18 protein-coding genes and 1 pseudogene are annotated in these 17,719 nt (G+C 53.0%); 11 read left to right on the plus strand and 8 right to left on the minus strand.

Features of this window, described 5'->3' with window-relative positions; genetic code table 11:
• Positions 1-133, plus strand: a pseudogene (locus tag AR540_RS08660) (IS5/IS1182 family transposase); the annotation flags it as partial.
• A 66-nt stretch (positions 134-199) separates the two neighbouring features.
• On the opposite strand, the gene AR540_RS08665 reads toward AR540_RS08660, so the two are convergent.
• From AR540_RS08665 to AR540_RS08680, 4 genes are all read right to left on the minus strand, one after another.
• Positions 200-1,480: an ATP-grasp domain-containing protein gene (locus AR540_RS08665; protein WP_236712033.1), complete on the minus strand. Its 1,281-nt coding sequence runs from the start codon at positions 1,478-1,480 to the stop codon at positions 200-202.
• A gap of 3 nt (positions 1,481-1,483) precedes the next feature.
• Entirely contained in the window at positions 1,484-2,236 is a 753-nt protein-coding gene (locus tag AR540_RS08670) for a hypothetical protein (RefSeq protein ID WP_059228032.1), read from the minus strand.
• Positions 2,237-2,302: 66 nt separating this feature from the next.
• Positions 2,303-2,599 carry a 2Fe-2S iron-sulfur cluster-binding protein gene (locus AR540_RS08675; protein WP_059228034.1) on the minus strand — a complete coding sequence of 99 codons (297 nt, stop codon included), beginning with the start codon at positions 2,597-2,599 and terminating at the stop codon, positions 2,303-2,305.
• A 93-nt stretch (positions 2,600-2,692) separates the two neighbouring features.
• Positions 2,693-3,949 carry an MFS transporter gene (locus AR540_RS08680; protein WP_059228036.1) on the minus strand — a complete coding sequence of 419 codons (1,257 nt, stop codon included), beginning with the start codon at positions 3,947-3,949 and terminating at the stop codon, positions 2,693-2,695.
• Between the two features lie 156 nt (positions 3,950-4,105).
• On the opposite strand from AR540_RS08680, the gene AR540_RS08685 reads away from it, so the two are divergent.
• The 3 genes from AR540_RS08685 to AR540_RS08695 all read left to right on the plus strand — a co-directional run bounded on the left by AR540_RS08685 (position 4,106) and on the right by AR540_RS08695 (position 8,558).
• Positions 4,106-4,555 carry a winged helix-turn-helix transcriptional regulator gene (locus AR540_RS08685; protein WP_059228038.1) on the plus strand — a complete coding sequence of 150 codons (450 nt, stop codon included), beginning with the start codon at positions 4,106-4,108 and terminating at the stop codon, positions 4,553-4,555.
• Between the two features lie 1,864 nt (positions 4,556-6,419).
• Positions 6,420-7,277 (plus strand): LysR family transcriptional regulator, encoded by an 858-nt coding sequence (locus AR540_RS08690; protein ID WP_059228039.1) that lies wholly within the window; start codon positions 6,420-6,422, stop codon positions 7,275-7,277.
• A gap of 99 nt (positions 7,278-7,376) precedes the next feature.
• Positions 7,377-8,558, plus strand: coding sequence for an MFS transporter (locus AR540_RS08695; protein ID WP_059228041.1), 1,182 nt, complete (start codon positions 7,377-7,379; stop codon positions 8,556-8,558).
• Positions 8,559-8,602: 44 nt separating this feature from the next.
• Here the strand turns inward: AR540_RS08695 and AR540_RS24705 are convergent, their stop codons facing one another.
• Together AR540_RS24705 and AR540_RS24710 are read right to left on the minus strand one after the other, a co-directional pair.
• Positions 8,603-9,478 (minus strand): LysR family transcriptional regulator, encoded by an 876-nt coding sequence (locus AR540_RS24705; RefSeq protein ID WP_082706953.1) that lies wholly within the window; start codon positions 9,476-9,478, stop codon positions 8,603-8,605.
• A complete protein-coding gene (locus AR540_RS24710; RefSeq protein ID WP_082706954.1) occupies positions 9,471-10,409 on the minus strand; it encodes a LysR family transcriptional regulator in 939 nt (312 codons plus the stop codon). The genes AR540_RS24705 and AR540_RS24710 overlap by 8 nt, the downstream gene beginning before the upstream one ends.
• Before the next feature lie 156 nt (positions 10,410-10,565).
• Between AR540_RS24710 and AR540_RS08705 the strand changes: the two genes are divergently transcribed.
• From AR540_RS08705 to AR540_RS08730, 6 genes are read left to right on the plus strand one after another with little or no spacing between them, the layout of a single operon-like run.
• Positions 10,566-11,390: an ABC transporter substrate-binding protein gene (locus tag AR540_RS08705; protein ID WP_059228045.1), complete on the plus strand. Its 825-nt coding sequence runs from the start codon at positions 10,566-10,568 to the stop codon at positions 11,388-11,390.
• Positions 11,391-11,442: 52 nt separating this feature from the next.
• Complete coding sequence (locus tag AR540_RS08710) at positions 11,443-12,144, plus strand: amino acid ABC transporter permease (protein ID WP_059228046.1); 702 nt, start codon at positions 11,443-11,445, stop codon at positions 12,142-12,144.
• Positions 12,145-12,146: 2 nt separating this feature from the next.
• Positions 12,147-12,884: an amino acid ABC transporter permease gene (locus AR540_RS08715; protein WP_059228048.1), complete on the plus strand. Its 738-nt coding sequence runs from the start codon at positions 12,147-12,149 to the stop codon at positions 12,882-12,884.
• Positions 12,859-13,587: an amino acid ABC transporter ATP-binding protein gene (locus AR540_RS08720; protein WP_059228050.1), complete on the plus strand. Its 729-nt coding sequence runs from the start codon at positions 12,859-12,861 to the stop codon at positions 13,585-13,587. Before AR540_RS08715 ends, AR540_RS08720 begins: the two co-directional genes overlap by 26 nt.
• A complete protein-coding gene (locus AR540_RS08725) occupies positions 13,544-14,872 on the plus strand; it encodes an NAD(P)/FAD-dependent oxidoreductase (RefSeq protein ID WP_082706955.1) in 1,329 nt (442 codons plus the stop codon). The genes AR540_RS08720 and AR540_RS08725 overlap by 44 nt, the downstream gene beginning before the upstream one ends.
• 11 nt (positions 14,873-14,883) lie before the next feature.
• Positions 14,884-15,234 (plus strand): RidA family protein, encoded by a 351-nt coding sequence (locus AR540_RS08730; protein WP_059228054.1) that lies wholly within the window; start codon positions 14,884-14,886, stop codon positions 15,232-15,234.
• 73 nt (positions 15,235-15,307) lie between these two features.
• Here the strand turns inward: AR540_RS08730 and AR540_RS08735 are convergent, their stop codons facing one another.
• Complete coding sequence (locus AR540_RS08735) at positions 15,308-16,084, minus strand: LamB/YcsF family protein (protein WP_059228056.1); 777 nt, start codon at positions 16,082-16,084, stop codon at positions 15,308-15,310.
• A 430-nt stretch (positions 16,085-16,514) separates the two neighbouring features.
• Entirely contained in the window at positions 16,515-17,474 is a 960-nt protein-coding gene (locus tag AR540_RS26440; protein ID WP_082706956.1) for a biotin-dependent carboxyltransferase family protein, read from the minus strand.
• Here AR540_RS26440 and AR540_RS24720 point away from each other — a divergent pair.
• Positions 17,473-17,719, plus strand: a 247-nt coding sequence (locus AR540_RS24720) for an IS5 family transposase (protein ID WP_059226329.1), incomplete at its 3' end; no start/stop codon positions are given. The genes AR540_RS26440 and AR540_RS24720 overlap by 2 nt on opposite strands.

A 17,719-nucleotide genomic window follows, 5' to 3' on the forward strand; every position in this document is an offset into this window, starting at 1 on the left:
GATGTTCGGCTGGCTGAAGGAGAGTCGCAGGATCGGCACTCGCTACGACAAGCTGGCAAAAAGTTTCGCGGCGATGGTCACGCTCGCTTGCACGCTGCGCTGTCTGCGCCAGTATTTTTCGTACAGAGCCTAGGGATTTCAATGGCTTTCAGCGTCGTACCGGATGTCCAACGCCGTAGCGGAAAGATGCGCCAGACGCTCAAGCTCGGTTGCCTGATGGCGTCGGTCGAATGTCCAAAGCAATTGGCCCAAAAACACTTCGCGGGCATGCGCAGGAATCACATCGCCTGCTTTGAGCAGGATATGTTTCACCACAGGCGCCAGGCACTGATCGTTGAGGGTGACTGAACTCAGCGTTCCCGGGTTGGCGAAATAAACCCGGAAGAAAGTCGCTCCAGTCTGAGCACTGCTGCCGTCCGCCTGCCAGCCAACTTGGGTCAGACGTTGCACGAGCGCTTCGCGGGGCAAGGCGTCGTCCTGGCTCGCCAGGAGAAGATCCAGCCACAGAGAGAGCATGGGTGACTACTTCGACACTATGGGAAATCAAGCTCCCGCCAACGCGCGGATTGATCTCGATCAGGTCCCAGTATTGCCCGGTGAAACGCGCTTCAATATGGTAGCAGCCCCACTTGAGATCCAGGCAACTCAACACGTTCTTCAGCCACTGCAAGCCCGCCGCAATTTGCGCCTGATCAAGGCTCGCCGGTGGCGTGGTGCAGCTGTCTTCCAGCACCGTGTCAGCGGTCTCGGTCACTTCGTATTTTTCATGGACGGCCACGACATACGCCTGGCCATCGACTAATAGCGTCTCGAAACTGAATTCCTGGCCGGTAATGTAATTCTCAGCCATGAACTGCAAGCCGTCGTTGAATGCCGAGGCATACACCGTGTCCTCGAACGAATCCTTGCGCAGCTCCTCGAGTGATTTCCAGGTGGTGTCCTTACGCATGGGAAACGCCGCATACGAAGCGATTCCGTGGATTGGTTTGATGAAGTAGCGCTGGTGCTGCGCCTGCAGCATTTTTAGCGCCGGTGCAGTCAATGCATAGGCATTGGCTTGCGATAAGCCTGCCTCGGCGAGTTGGTTGCGCACTTCAAGCTTGTTGCGTAATGCAAATGCCTGTCGGGCAACCATGTCATACGTTCCGAGCGCTGCGTTGGCTGAGGCCATCAGGTGTCGATAACCCTCCCAAACACTGATGCAGCAGGTGACTTGCTCGCCGGACTTGTGCAGCGTCTGGAGTGCATTGTTTACATCATCCCGTTTCAATTGATGAGAGTCTGCGATGTAGAGTCGGTCCGCCCAGCTCTGAATCTGTTCCAAACGGACCGGCACGTGTTCCGGAAGCGGCAATGAAGTCAGTACGAAACACCGGAGCTGGCGACGCTGCAGCTCCTCCTTCAAGTCCTCCAGGAAAGAAAAGCCGCAGTGGCTCAGGATAAGAACTCCGGGTCGATTTGAATTCATTGCCTGCTCCATGGCTTACGCCGCCTTGCCTTGCGGCTTGGCCAGGGTGTCGACGTACAGCTCGCTGAAGTACATGGCGAGAATTTTCTGATGCTCGGCCAGATAGCGTTTCAAGGCTTCGATGTCCTGCTCACCTTTGATCAGGAAGCGTAGAGCGGCCCAGACTTCACCCGGATGGTCATCGTTGATATCCGTGTGAGAATGGGAAACCTGACCGACTATGTTTTTCTCGCCAACCGACGCCTTGAGGGCTTCGAGCTTGCGTGGTTCTAGCTTCACGTTCACGTACTCGACCAGATAGGAATAGGCAATCACGCCCAGTGGGCCTTCGTGGTCCAGCAGGTAGGAAAAGAAGCCCGCCAGCAATTTGGTGGACAGGTACGGTTCGGTGGCCAGGAACTCTTCGCGACTGACGCCGACACGCTCCAGATCCTGAATGAACAGGTCGTCATGGAGCATTTCCTCCTGTTCGTAGTGGGCCCAGATCTGTGCAGCCTCCGGGCTGACTTTGGCTACATCGACTAGGGCTTTCGCTTCAGCCACGCGCAGCAAGCGAATGCGCCAGGCGGTTTCGATCAGATGACGTTTGTAGTAAGCGCTGTCGACCTTTTTACCTTCCAAGTGAGCGGCTTGAGGCACGGTTGCGTACCATTGCTCCACTTGTGTATCGATAAGCCGGTCGATTTCCCCACGCAGATTCAACGACGCGGCAGCATTGAGGAAAGGAGTGCGATCACCATAGCCAACATTTTTTACACGGTTAAGCATAATCTATGCCTCTGTCTTGGGTTATTTTTAACGCATTAATAAATCAACCGACATCAACTGTAGCCATCAGCCAACAACTTCAATGGCTAACTCACCTCTTATCAAGCACTGGCACGCCAGACGGTACTCTTCACCGGTGTAGCCCAGCACTTCGATAAACGCTTCTTCATCATCACCCCTCGAATTTAACGCCTCTAGACCCGATGTGACTTTTATCAAACAGGCGCCGCAGGCCCCGACGCGACAGCCTAGCGGGATCACATTCTTGCCACCGACTTCCCACTCGATATCGGTAATAGGCGAGTTGACCGGCAATTGAAACTCAAGTTGATGCGACTCAATAATGAGTGTATGCAACGCCATATTGACCTCAGCTGATATTAAAAAATGCGTGACAGCCCAGCTGACTCACGCCAACTCGTTTACGTACGATCGTGAACATCTAATACTGGACAGTTATTTTGACGTCAGCCCCAGGTAGAGCCAGTACAGCAAGGCGGTTCCACTAATGGCGGCGCCCAACATACAAACGGCGACCCAGCCAAAGTGCGCATAAGTATAGGTAGCGACTATTGCTCCCAAGCCACTACCCACCGAATAGAAGCACATGTATGCGCCCAACAATCGGCTTTGCGCACCGGGTCGTGCGGCAAAGATCAGGCTCTGATTAGTTACATGGACGGCTTGCACGGCGAAATCCAATAACACTACACCCACCACCAAGCCTAATAATGAGTGCTCAACGAGCGCCGTTGGCAGCCAGGACAACGTCAACAGTGCCAATGCGAAGCCCGTGGTGCGGTTGCCGAACCCTTGATCAGCGAGCCGTCCGGCCCGTGCCGCTGCCAACGCGCCGGCCACCCCGGCGAGGCCGAACAAACCAATCTGGGTATGTGACAGCGACAAGGGTGGCGCGCTGAGCGGCAGTACCATCGATGTCCACAACACACTGAACGCGGCGAAGATCAGCAGAGCGAAGGTGCCCCGGACACGCAAGGTGCGTTCGGTCAGGTACAACTGGAACACTGATCGCAGCAATTGCCAGTAGCTGCCCTTTGCCGATGGCGTGGTGGAGGCAGGCATGGTGCGCATAAGCACCAATGCCATGCCTACCATCAGGACGGCTGAGACAAGGTAAACGCCGCGCCAGCCGGCCAGATCAGCCAGTGCACCGGAGACAAAGCGGGCCAGCAGAATTCCCAACACCACGCCACTGGTCACGGTGCCGACGGCTTCGCCACGCTGCTCCGGACTCGCCAGCGCAGCGGCATAGGCAACGACCACTTGCACCACGACCGCCATCAGGCCCACGAGCACCATCGCGCCGAGCAACATGCCCCAATCTTGCGACAAGCCAACTGCACCCAAGGCCAGAGCCGACAGCAGCATTTGGGTAAGGATAAGCTTCTTGCGATTGAGCAAGTCCCCCAGCGGAACGATGAACAACAAGCCGATGGCGTAACCCGCTTGTGTCGCGGTCACTACGACACCTATCGTGCCCGGCGAAACCGCCAGACTGACAGCCATCGATTCCAGCAATGGCTGGGCGAAATAGATGTTTGCGACCGCCATGGCGCAGGTAATGGCAAACAGAAAAGTCTGGTAGCGACTAAGGTTGGAGGTGCCCCGGGCTTGAGGGACTTGCGGGTGCCCACCGCTGAATTTTTCGGCTTCGCTGTCCATCTTTACCGGGGCATGGGGCTTGAATGACATCACTCCATCCTTAGAAATCTGGTTTCAAAATAAAACCAGCTGATTTCTTTTTATCAAAGGAGGTTGTGAAATACAACCACATGCACCAAGCATTTTTGTCTGACGTTAGAACCCGTCCCTCTGCCTACCGAATACTGACCCGCCTCCAGGAGCCCCATGGCCAAACAGCAATTACTGGCGCAGAGTGAATGCCCGGTCGCCCGCACGCTTGAAGCAATCGGAGATCGCTGGGTACTGATGATCATCCGCGATGCGTTCGACGACGTTCGCCGCTTCAGTGACTTTCAGAAGCGTCTTGGGCTTGCCAAGAACATCCTCTCGGTCAAGCTCAAAATGCTCGTCGAGTTGGGCATATTCGACATCCAGCCGGCATCCGACGGCAGTGCCTACAAGGAATATGTGCTGACGGATATGGGGCGTGCGGTGTTTCCCATCGTCGTCAGCATGCGCCAGTGGGGGGAGCGTTACCTGTTCAAAAAAGGCGAGAGCTACTCGGTGCTGCTCGACAATGATTCATCGGAGCCGGTAGAAACCATCGCCGTACGCTCCAAGCCGGGCAAGGTGCTGACCCCGGCCGATTGTCATCGACGGGTCGTCAAGCGCTAGTCAAAACGGCCGGTCGACAGCACGGAGTCGCCGATCCACTCGATCCGCAACGCCGAACGTAGCACCTGGCGGCGCCAAGCTGTGGTCACCGACCGCGCGGCTTGGCCCGCGCGGTCGGTTCGGCGACCAGCGGATCGTCCGGCCAGTAGTGGTTGCTATCACCTACCGCTGTGACGTGTTGACACCGGAGACCTTAGCAAAATCGGTGCTAGTGCTCGATTTCCCGCATAAGGCATTGACAGTCAACCTTCCTGCGGCTCATTGACAAAAAACGGCATCTGGGTACCGTAGGATTGACATCTTCCGCCCCCCGTACCGAGCGCACCACCCCTCGAAGATTGACACATCTCCAGGCTATCACCCCACTGCCCCCCCTACTTAAGCGCCAACTATCGCGACCTAGGCGGCCACCATGGCAAACCGCTGTCTCGCACGGCAGGTTAGGTCATTAATCAGGCAGGGATGCCGAGCATCGCAACGCGATACCAGACCTGCTCATCCCGTAGTCAGTGCTTGGTATCCTAGTAAGTCAGGAAGGGATGTTTTAATGGTCAACTTTAATTCCAAGCTCAACGATTTCGCAGAAGCTAGCCCAATAGACCCACTGAAACTATACGAAACGCTAGACCGTGCGAGCGCCAAAGTCCTACTTCGCGAATCACAGGAATAAAGTTCTGGCTGCCTGGCACACGAATCCTAGATAACAAAGAAATACAGTCGTAAAGCTTCATACCGGCCAGGACAAAACACTGATCCCTACGAGCATCGCAGATGCATTGAGTGCATTCGAGGCGGGAAGAAAACCCATTGTGGACAAATTGCTCAAGGCATCCCGCCGTAGCTCAGGTTGGTACGAGGAATTTGAAGAGCACCTAAAAATGCCCACTTGGGACTTTGCCATGAGCTACATCTCGAGGTCCGGTCGGATCGACATGGACAGGTTGAAGGCAATGTCGCCGCAATTTGTGAACAGCTATGAAGCCCAGAAAAAGCCTGTCGGCTGACATTGAGCTGGAGGTTAACGAGCGGTCGACTGCTCTTTTTGGACTCCAGCGACTGCTCGAAAAGAAGCTGGGCCGCCGTCAACGCATGTCGTACCAAGCTGCCTGCGGACTGTTAGCAAAGCCGACGGCAGAATCACTTTTCTTGTGGCTGCGGTCATCGGAACTGCGACGCGGGCCACCACAGGGTTTTAAAGGTAAGCCAATGACGATTAGACGATTAGTAGCAGGCGCTGTAAATGGACACTCCGTCGTAATCAGCGACGCGAGCACTCCTCGTTTCCACAGGGGTACACGGCACAAGCTTTTTATGGACATTTTTTAAAGGCCCCGGACTACGGGACCTCGAAGGGGGATGGGTGATGTCCATGATGAAGATTAGGTTTCATGGACAGTGGGTACAACAATGTCCATAGCGAACCTTTTCTCGCTATGGAACCCTTCGTAGCTTCGCGGGGTCATCCACCTCCACGCTTACGCTGTAGAGGCAACGGAATCAAATTGGAACTCGGTGCCAGACCGAAGCAGCCGGGACACCGTACACTCGACTCAGGCGACCACGGTGTTCGGTGCTGGAGCGTTGCATAGCAATCAAGGAGGCCTATTTTTGAAAACCTTCGCGAATGGGCATATTACGCCCAAAGCAATTTAATTTGTCGCCTAGAAGCTCGCGCGAAACACCAGCACGTAGTGGCGAGGCATAGCTTGGTGGTTGAAACGCCTCGGTACCTCAACGAATATCCTCTTTGCTAAACTACCTTCAATGGCTGCTATCAATAGCAACTGGTCGCGAACCGCTCTCAATTCGGTAAGCTAGTGGTTCGAGCATTTTCATCTACCATGCCGATCTCTGAAGGTTAATCATGCTTGATTGGGACAGTCTTCGATTTTTCTCTGCCTTCGCCCGCAAAGGGTCCCTAGCTTTGGCTGCGAGATCCCTAGGCGTTGAGCATGCAACTGTCGCTCGGCGAATCGCGACACTTGAGGCATCTCTTAAGTTGAAACTCGTTGACAGGAGAGGACGTTTCTACGAGCTTACAGATGATGGCCGCAGAGTCTGCGAATACGCAGCACAGATGGAGTCAGCATCGCTCGCCCTGAAGCGCTTCGCCGCTGGAGAGGATAATCGAATTGAAGGAGAGGTCATACTCTCTGCGCCGCCAGCGTATCTCGGTTATTTCGTAGCAAGGAGGCTTGGCTTGTTGCGCCAAAGGCATCCTCTCTTAGAACTTAAACTGGTTGGGGCTAAATCAACGGGTTCATTAGCACGAAAAGAAACCGATATAGCTATTACATTTGTCAAGCCGCATGAGCAAAATGTTGTAGCTAAAAATCTAGGTTCTTTGCAGTTTTCATTTTACGGAAGCGCATTCTACCTCACTAGCCATACCGCCAATGAACATGAGTTCATCGGCTACGACCGTAGTATGAAAGATTCTGAGCAACAGCAATGGATCCTCAACCACCTCAACGGCAGGAAGCTTGCAGTCACTAGTAATGACCTACGCATTCAGGCCTTAGCCGCTACAAGCCATGCCGGCTTGGTATTGTTACCAGATTTCCTTGGCAAGGAGTATGGGCTTTCTAAGGTTTTGATGGAAAGCAAACCACTAGATCTCCCAGTCTGGCTAGCGTTCCATGAAGACCTCAGAAATTCCTCGAAAATCAGGGCGGTTCTAGATTTTGTTATTGAGGGGCGCGCTGAACTGATTGAGATGTGAATTTTTGCACAGCCCATTTGCACAACTCACTAATATCCACTCGCGATGCCTTACTCTACTCTGACGTCATCTGATTTATGCCGCAGAGAGACTCATTAGATGAACAGCGAATTATCTGTCGGAAGCTCGCTCGCCGTGTATCGCACGGCTTGGATCGTAACCGCAATTTTCATGCTTTCGAATGCCGCCACTCCCCTTTACGGTATGTGGCAGCAGTCACTTGGCTTCACTTCTGGCGTGCTCACAGTGATCTTTGCCTGTTATATAGCAGGCTTGCTAATGACCTTAACAATTGCTGGGCAGTTGTCTGACCATTTCGGCCGAAAAGCCCTCTTGGTACCCTGTGTAGGCCTCGCTATCATTGCCGCTGTTCTGTTCGACAATGCCTCCAGTATTGGCGCGCTCCTGCTGGCACGCTTCCTTACTGGCGTATCAGTCGGTCTAGTAGTCTCGGGAGGGATGGCGAATGTGGTCGAACACGCCCTGCCGCACCAAAAGCAGTTTGCATCACTTATGGCGTCCGTTGCGATGGTAGCAGGAGCAGGAACTGGACCACTTCTAGCGGGGGTCGTCGCCCAGTATTTTCCGTCTCCGATTCATATTGTCTTTCGAATTGAGATCGGGGTGTTATGCCTCGCGTTTATCGTGTTGCTCTTTCAGGGGAATAATAGAACTGGGTTTGGACCTATCAAGCTGCGCCTGCCAAGTATTCCTAAGCCGAATGTCGCCCTCGTGATAGTGGGCGTTACATTTTTCGGACCAGGTATTACATCTACATCCTTCATTCTTTCTCTTGGGCCCAAGCTGATAGGTACATTTGTAGGTACTAACAACCCCCTCATCTCCGGCTGCATGGCGTTCGCTATGTTTCTGACAGCGATGGGTGTGCAATTCGCAGCTAAGAGGTTCGCCAGCCATGATGTTTTTATTGGCAGCGGTGTCGCAACCGTACTCTCGATGATATTTGTATTAACTTCATTGGAGATGGGGTCAGCCGTCTGGCTTGTGCTTTCAGCTCTGCTCGCCGGGGCTGGTCAGGGCTTAGGTCAACTAGGCGGACTGACACTCATCGCTGAAAATGTTCCCGCATCCCGCAGGGCTGAAGCTAACGCAGTATTCAATATAGGGGGCTACGTACCTGCCGGCGCCATCCCAGTGATGGCGGGATATTTGATTGATTTCTGGGGGATGGAGTTTGGGGTCTCTTTACTGGCTGTGACTATCGGAGGATTAGCTACCTTAGCCCTTATCCAGCTTCGGACAGGCGGTCGAGCGCGTTGAGCTCAACCTGTAAGATGGCAGGCGATCATTATTGCGAATCGTACTCAACAGCATTTTTTTGCTAAGTCTGCGATTGCATAGCCTAGTGCTGCATGATTTTGTCGCATGAATGCTGCGTAATATTTGACCGATGGAGTTGGTGGATCAGTCATGACCGTCTCCAGTTTCCCTGAATCGATTTCAGACTGAAATAGCTCTTTGGGCATACAACTCGTACCCAGGCCTGCACGCACCAAGCCCTTCAGCGCAAACAAGCTGTTGCTACCATATACGCGATCAAAGTCTACCCCGGCTTCGGCGAGTATCGATTCACAGCGGATGGTTAGCGCTGAAAGAGGCCCCTGCAAAATGATGGGCACTTTGGCGAGCTCTGGGATGGTAACTGTCCTTCCTGAAAGCGGGCTACCAGGCGTCGTCAACCAGGCAAACTCCACGTTTTGCAGGTAAAGAGAGGCCATCGCGGGAGTTAGGTACTCTTCCGTTAGCACCACGATGTCAAGCTGACCACTTAGGAGTTTTTCCTGAAGTGTGGCAGACATATCAACTTCGGGGTGTACCGCGACATCAGGATAAACGGCTTTGACACGCTCTACGAATGAAGTGAACCATGTAAGCGTGGCTAGCTCTGTAATGCCCATTCGGACTGTCCGAGCTACATGAGGTGCTGACTTGCGCAAATCATTTAATTTGTTGACGGCCTGCAACAAAGCCTCGCAGCTAGCCAGTACTTCCCGACCTTTAGCCGTTAAGTTGTTTTTTTGACCATTCGCCTCAAAAAGAGGAGATGACGACTGGCGTTCTAACTCCTGCAGACGTTTCGTCGCTGCCGACTGGGTAATAAAAAGTCGGCTAGCGGCTCGGTTAAGTGTCCCCAGTTTTGTGGTCCAGTAGAACGTCTCAATTTGCTTAATGTTAGGCATCAACATGTCCTCGCTGATGAGCGCAAGATGTTGCGCCCATAAACGGCTCAGAGAATTGGCATGCCGCTTTAGCTATCTGGACCACTGCACGATAGAAAGGGCTGTAGACATCAGCGCGAATCAAAGACACGTAGTTTACCGACGGTAGTGGTGGTTCAGTTCGGATCTCGCATAGCCTTCCTCCCTCGACAAACCCCGAAGCAATACAGTGAGGGAGGTAGCTTATGCCTAAGCCTGAGACTGTGAGCCCGATCAGCGCAACCAGACTATTGCTGGGTATCGAGCTAGCGGGCTTAAGTTGCTGAGTGGACAGCCATTCCTCCATCAGCACACCTGAGCCTGAGAGGGTTCCCTGCGCCAATAATGTGAAACTACTAAGATCCTTTAACTCAACAATGCCACTAGGCGGTTCAAGGGACGGTGCTGCATACCATCCGTTTACCACCTCGCCCAAGGGGGACTTGATCACCCCGTTATGGCTAAAAGCATCAGGCACGACGATCAGATCGAGCTGCCCGTTGATCAGATTGTCTTTGAGCCGAACACTCAGCTCTACCTCAGGCTCTACCCGAACCTTCGGGTATCTCTCAGCCATCGTAGCGACAAAGCGTGGCAACCATGTCAACGCGCTCAGCTCCGTGATTCCAATGCGCAGATTTCGTCTAAGTACCTCGTCGTTCATAAGGGTGCTTTCGAGCGCGTCATATTGCAGAAGTACTCGCCGTGCCTGGTCTATCACCTCACCGGCCTCAAGCGTGGTTCTAGCTGCCCGTCCCGATCGATCAAAAAGCGCGAAACCGAACCATTCTTCTAGGTCTTGAATTTGTCTTGATATCGCTGATTGCGCGATGCCCAGCCGCTGCGCAGCCGCTTCAAACGTACCTAGGTCAACAATTGTGACCAGCGCCCGGAGCTGTTTCAAGGTGGCCATAGGGTGACTCATACTATTTTGGAATAGTTTTACTTCATAAAATATCCCTTTGTCTACTTTATTTTCGGCGGTACAAATGTCTCACCGAGCACCCCACGATAAAAAAGCTCGAGCAAAAGATCTTTCATCTGCTCAACACAAATACGAGGGTTCACAATGAAAATTGTCACATTTGGCCGAGTCGCCGCATTCGCATTGCTCGCATCAACCTTTAGCGCTGCGGTTCATGCCGACCAGCTTGCTGACATCAAAACTCGCGGAACCCTTGTATGTGGGGTGTTGAGTACTTTGGATCCGTTTGGCTCCATAGATCCGAAGACTCGTGAGGTGGTGGGCTACGATGTCGACTTCTGCAAAGGTGTTGCGAAGCAGCTGGGTGTGAAGGCGGAGCTCCGTCAGCTGTCTCTCGACGCGCGTATCCCGGAGCTCAACCAAGGACGCGTAGACATACTAGCGGCGGTACTCGGGTACACCCCCGCCCGTGCCACACAGATTGCCTTCTCAGATTCGTACTTTCTGTCCCTGCAAAAACTCGCCGTCCAACAGGATAGCGGTTTGGATTCGTTGGCTGACTTAAACGACAAGCGGATTAGCTCGATCAAAGGTTCCAGCACGCAGAATTTTGTTAGGGCGACGATTCCCGGCGCAAAAATCGTTAGCTATGACGATGCTCCTTCCGCTTTCATGGCTCTGACGCAGCGTAAAGTTGACGGATTTGGATTAACCGAAGCGATGCTACGTCGGTTCATCGTCAAGCTGGGTACGGAAGCTACATTGAAGGTGATTGATGCTCCCTTGGGTCAGGAACAATGGGGTCTCGGCCTCAAAAAGGATGAGCCCCAGTTGTTAGCCGCTGTAAACAAAGCGCTGAACGAAATGGAAAGTACAGGCGAAGCTCAGACCATTTTCGACAAGTGGCTCGGCAAGGACAGTGTCTACCACATGGACCGGACTTTCAAAGTCGAGCCGATCAAACTCTGATCTCCTGTAGATTGCGTAGCCGGGGCGTAAGCCCCGTGCTCGGAGAATCCCTGTGCCTGATTTTTTTAAATCTGTCCTAACGTTATTTACTGAACCCTATGGAGACATTTTACTTCAAGGATTGTTGCTGACGACATGGCTGACGCTGTTTAGCTTTGCCTTGGCGGTGATTCTTGGAATTTGCCTTGCAATGCTGCGGGTTTCCGGAAATAAAGTCTGTGAGCGTTTGGTCGCCGCGTATGTCTCCTATCAACAAAACGTTCCAATGCTAGTTCATATACTGCTTTGGTACTTCGGCGTCTCAAATGTCCTTCCAGGCTTCATGCAGCATTCTTTGAATTATTTTGGATCAGAATTTATCTACCCCGCCATTGCGATTGGATTATGCATGGCCGCTTATTACTCCGAGGATATTCGCAGCGGACTACGAGCTATACCTCATGGTCAACATGAGGCCTCCCGCTCACTTGGTTTGAGTTACTTTAAATCCATGCGATACGTGATCATCCCTCAAGCCCTGAGAATGTGCGCACCACCGTTTATCAACCACACCGTGCTCCTATTCAAGAATACTAGCTTGGCGATGGCAGTGGGCGCAGCCGAGATGACGTATGCGGTTAGGGACATTGAAAACCAGACATTCCTAACCTTTCAGTCTTACTCTATTGCGACCCTTTTCTATCTGGTTGTGTCGCTCGCGCTCATGTCGCTGGGAAGCTACGTCGCCCACCGAACCCGTATTCCGACGAGGTAGGTATGTTCGAGATTATTGCCAGTAACTGGCAGCAACTTTTAGTCGGCCAATACCCTCAGGGGGCCTTAGGTGGGCTTGCACTGACGCTGATCCTATCGATTCTGGGACTGGTTATAGCGTTTCCATTAAGCGTCGTATTGGCGTTTTGCAGGATTTCCCCTTATAAAATATTAAACATTCCATCGACAGTTTTAGTCTATGTCGTTCGCGGCTTACCGCTGGTCATGCTCGTATTCTGGAGCTATTTCCTCGTACCAGTATTAGTAGGCCAGAATGTGAGCGGGTTTACCGCATTGATTTGTACGCTGGTGATCTATGAGGCGGCTTATCTTTCAGAGGTGGTCAGGGCAGGTATCGAGTCTGTACCTGCAGGACAAATCGAAGCCGCACGTTCTTTGGGGATGAGCTATAGAAAAACGATGATCAAGGTTGTATTGCCACAAGCGTTATACAACATGGTTCCTAGCTTGATCAGCCAGTTTGTTTCCCTGATTAAAGAAACCTCGATTGGTTACGTTATCAGCGTTCAGGAAATGACTTTCTCTGCGAACCAGATCAACACCCAGCTGCTCACAAAGCCTTTTGAAGTATTTGCGATCCTGGCCCTCACCTATTACATCTTGTGCTTCTGCCTAACACAACTTGCCAAACTTGCCGAACGGCAAATCACGCGCAAACGCCTAGGCTTGAAATCTCCGAAGGGGAATAAAGTAAATGATCAAATTCTCGAAAGTCAATAAGTGGTACGGGGAATACCAAGCGCTTGTGGAGGTCACTGCGCAGGTTGCTCAGGGTGAGGTTGTGGTGGTGTGCGGTCCGTCAGGTTCTGGCAAGTCGACGCTAATCCGGACGGTCAATCGCCTCGAGGAAATCCAGGGCGGAACCATTCATTTGAATGGTCAAGATGTTCATGCCAAAGGGATGGATCTCAATAGTTTCCGAGCCCAAGTAGGTTTTGTTTTTCAGCAGTTCAATCTCTTCCCTCATTTGTCCGTGGTGGAGAATATTTGCTTGGCACCTCTTACGGTGCGGCATCAAAGCAAAGCTGAAGCGAAGTCTAAAGCGATGTCCCTTCTGGATCGAGTGGGCCTGGCTCACAAGGCCGAAGCATATCCACAGCAACTGTCGGGCGGACAGCAACAGCGTGTCGCAATCGCCCGGGCGCTGGCAATGGATCCTCCGGTAATGCTCTTCGATGAGCCTACTAGCGCGCTCGACCCCGAAATGGTGGGAGAAGTACTGGCTGTGATGAAGGAGCTGGCCAGAGAAGGAATGACCATGGTGTGTGTAACCCATGAGATGAATTTTGCCCGAGAAGTAGCAGACCGAATTTGGTTCATGGACAAAGGGGCGATTTTGGAAGAGGCCGAGCCTTCTGCCTTCTTCTCGGCGCCCCAGCATGCGCGCGCCCAAGCCTTTATTTCAGATTTGCGAAGCCATTGAGAGCTACCTAATGAGTGTTACATCCGGATCGGATAGCAGACGAATTGTGGTGGTAGGCGCTGGCATTGTGGGCTTATCCATAGCTCTGCGCCTTCAGCTTGAGGGCTATCAAATCACTCTGATTGATCAAAACGACCCTATGACTGGCTGTTCTGCGGGAAATGCTGGTTATTTCTCGGAAGCCAATATATTTCCTCCTGCGACTCCGGATCTCCTTCGCCAGCTCCCTAAATTACTCTTTTCGAAAGATGGACCGCTCGTCATTAAGCCCGCCTACCTAAATCGGATGATCCCCTGGTCAATGCGGGCAGTGAACGTACTAAAACCAGCTCCTTACGCGAAGGTCATGAGCGCGCTTTCCAGCCTCATCATACGGTCCCAAGACAGTATCAATCAGCTTGCCGGTGCCACCGGGGCAGCCCATCTCATTACACGTAACGGTGGATTGCATGTGTACCGTTCCGAGGCGGCATTCAAGGCAAAGCTCCAGGCTTTGCCTTACTGGGAAAAGCATGGGATCTCGGTAAAAATTTTGAATGGCGCGGACGCGCGGGCTTTGGAACCAGCGCTTGCGGACAACGTTATAGGCGGGTTGTATTTTCCTGAGTCTGGACGGTGCAGTGACCCTAAAGAGCTAGGTCTGCACTATTTCAGATATTTGCTCCAGAACGGCGCCCAATTCTTGCAATCTGCCTTTCTAGGGGTAGAGACGGACTTGAATAGCATCCTTCAGGTTGTGCTGCCAGGTCAGCGATTATCAGCTGCCAAGGTGGTTATGGCGACAGGGCATTCTACCGACAGGTTGCTCCAGAGGCATGGTTTCAAATCGGCGCTGGTTGCTGAACGTGGGTATCACCTAATGATGTCGGAGCCAGGCGTGAGTCTGAGCCGCCCGGTGGTTTTCGGAGAGGCCTACTTCGCGGCCACCCCAATGGATAAAGGACTGCGCTTCGCGGGAACCGCAGAGTTCTGCCGTCCCGACGCACCGCCAAACATGCAGCGCTCACACATGCTCCAGCAATTGGCGAAGCAGTACATTCCGGGACTCACCGCTGCCCCCGGACAGCCTTGGATGGGTGTCAGGCCTTCGCTACCGGACGGACTGCCGGCGATCGGCAAGGTAGCCAGCCAACCAGGCCTGTTTTATGCGTTCGGCCACGCGCACAACGGTCTGACAACTTCGGCTATAACCGCACAGTGTGTGTCATCACTCATCGACGGGCGCGAGCCACCAATTGATATCAAACCTTTCGACTACAACCGCTTTAGTCATTCGGCGAACTAGGAAGCTTGTGCATGTCCACGATCGAACGCTTTGAGCAAAACACTATCAACGCTCGTGTTGTTCGGGCCAACGGCTTTGCTTTTGTTGGCGGCCAGACCCCCGACGATCTTACCCAAGACATGGCGGGGCAGACTGCTCAGGTACTGAAGAAAATCGACCATTACCTTGAGTCAGTAGGTCTGGATAAAAAACGGATCGTATCGGCTCAGGTCTGGGTGAAGCACATAGGCCGGGACTTTGATGCCATGAACGCGGTTTGGGCGGCATGGGTCCCACAGGGACATGTGCCTGCACGCGCAACCGTAGAAGCGAATTTGCGCTATGAAAATATGCTGATTGAAATTGCAGTTATTGCGGCCTAACCCTCCAAACACGCCTCCTACAGCAGCGTGTAGCGCTTCATGGGCGAAGCGCTACACGCTGCTGTAGGTAATGCTACAAACCGTCTCGGTTGGTGAGTGCTTGGAGGGTCCAACCATTTGCTTGCAAACAACGCTTGATAGTAGCGGCCATCTTTACGGACTCCGGCGAATCTCCGTGTACGCAAATGCTGTCGATATGCACTGGCAAACGGGCCCCACTCACAGTTGTAATGTGATTGGTCTCGACCATCTCCAGTACGCGTTGCGCAGCAACATCAGGATCATGAATGACCGCTCCCGGATGCTTGCGTGACAGAAGGTATCCACTGTCGTCATAAGCCCTGTCCGCGAAGATCTCTCGCGCAACTCTCAAGCCGGCCCGTTCAGCCACCCGCTCTGTGAGACTATAGGGAGGGATGACAAATATCATGTCAGGGTCCACTGCTTTAACAGCATTGACGATAGCCTGAGAAAGCTCCTCGTCCACGGCTGCCATGTTTCCAAGCGCACCATGTGCTTTGAAATGCGTTACCCGACCTCCGTGGAGTTTCGTGACCGCCTGCAGTGCTCCGATCTGATATGCAATGATTTGCTCTACGTCTGCAGGCGATTGTCCAGGTATCTGACGGCGGCCGAAGCCCCAGAGGTCCATGAACCCTGGGTGTGCGCCGATTCCCACGTTTTCTTTTAGAGCTTTGGTGACAGTGTCTCTCATCACCAGCGGATCACCAGCGTGAAAACCACACGCCACATTGGCAGACGTCACGATTTCCAGAAGCGCGGCATCATTCCCCATGGTGTATGGGCCGTAGCTCTCACCCATATCTGAATTCAAATCTATAAACTTCATTCCTCTGCTCCTTGGCAGCGAATCTTGAACAGAGCAGTGTCGTACTCTACGGAAGCGCCGGGATCCACCAGAATCTCATGGATCACTCCATCAAACCGACTCTCGACGGGGAAAAGCAGGAAACCTACCTGGATAAATCCTACTGTTTCACCGCTCGAAACAGAGCGATCTGGTCCGTAGACATCATCGCGTCTGGCGGGATGGCAAGGTAAAAACCTTCCAACCCCTGGACTGGTCACAACAGAGTCTGGTATGCCAATTGCGCCGGCGAGTAGCTCTTGTGATAGGTCTGGTGACACTCTAGGCGAGGGTCCCTTGGAATGGGTTGACCCCTTAAAGAAGCGAATTCTGGATGTCGTACTTTCCAGCTCAAGTTCGTTCATCTGACTGGCCGAGAACGCTAGACATAGATCTCTAATCTCCATAAATTTCATGGGCATATGACCTCGCGAAGATTGGAAAGTCGGTCTAAATAGTCTTGCTCATCGGCCTCCGCCTCGGCTGCTTCCGCAAATGAGCACTGTCGGAACTGTATGGCTTTTCCGGGAGAAGACTGGGCGACCAGCCGCAGATCGCTTGAAATGACTGACCCCAGCCGAGGATAGCCACCCGATGTTTGGGCGTCAGCAAGCAGCACTATCGGCTGTCCACCCGGTGGTAGTTGGATCAAACCAGGCAGTACTCCGTACGAGAGCAGTTCAATGGGGTCAGAAAACTGGAGTTGTGGTCCCTCCAGCTTGAAACCTATTCTGCTGCTCTGCCGAGAAACGGTCCAAACAGATTCATAGAAAGCGCGAGCATGCTCCTTTGCCAGCTGATCTATTTCGAACCCCGGGAGAAACCGGATGATGCCGCTATCAAGTTCACCAGGTGGCGAGGCACCAAAACTATAATGGGTGGCCGATGATTTATCAGATCGTATATTGAGCAAATCTCCTGCTTTAAGCATCCTGCCTTGGTGCCCTCCAAATCCGCCTTTCAGGTCAGTGCTGGCAGATCTCAACACTGACTCGATATCTATCTTTCCGCCAATGGTGAGGTATCCAATGCCTCCTTCAGAGCTAGACTCAATCCGGAGTATCTGTCCCTCATGTCCAGTTGCTCTCCACCAGGGGGGAAGCTCCTTACCGTCAAGAAAGATTTTGCCAGTATTGCCCGTCACAGCGAATGAATGACTTGCCTGAAACCGTACTTCTATAGGGAAGAGCAGCATCTCAATGGAGGGCGCATCTGCGCCGTTCCCCAGCAAAACATTGCCAACCTGCACCGCGAGTGAATCGAGTGCACCGGAACTGCCTACGCCCAGCTTCCGGTAACCGGATCGCCCTAGGCTCTGTACGAAAAATCCGAGCGAGTAGAATTGGCACCATGAGGGGCTGGAGGGCCGCATGGCAAAGCGTTACGAACTCCCGGATGAAGCGTGGGAGCTGATTGCAGATGTTGTTTCGCCTGAGCAGAAGAGGGGGCGGCCACGCAGTGATGACCGGCTGATGCTCAATGGCATCTTCTGGATCCTGTGTTCAGGTGCTGCCTGGCGCGACCTGCCAGAGCGGTTCGGCCCCTGGTCGACGGTGTATCAGCGGTTTCGTGACTGGCGAGATGACGGCACCTTTGATCGAGTTCTCGAGCGCCTAC

It is taken from the genome of Pseudomonas sp. EpS/L25 (assembly GCF_001512295.1).
In the GTDB taxonomy this organism is placed as follows: Bacteria; Pseudomonadota; Gammaproteobacteria; order Pseudomonadales; family Pseudomonadaceae; genus Chryseomonas.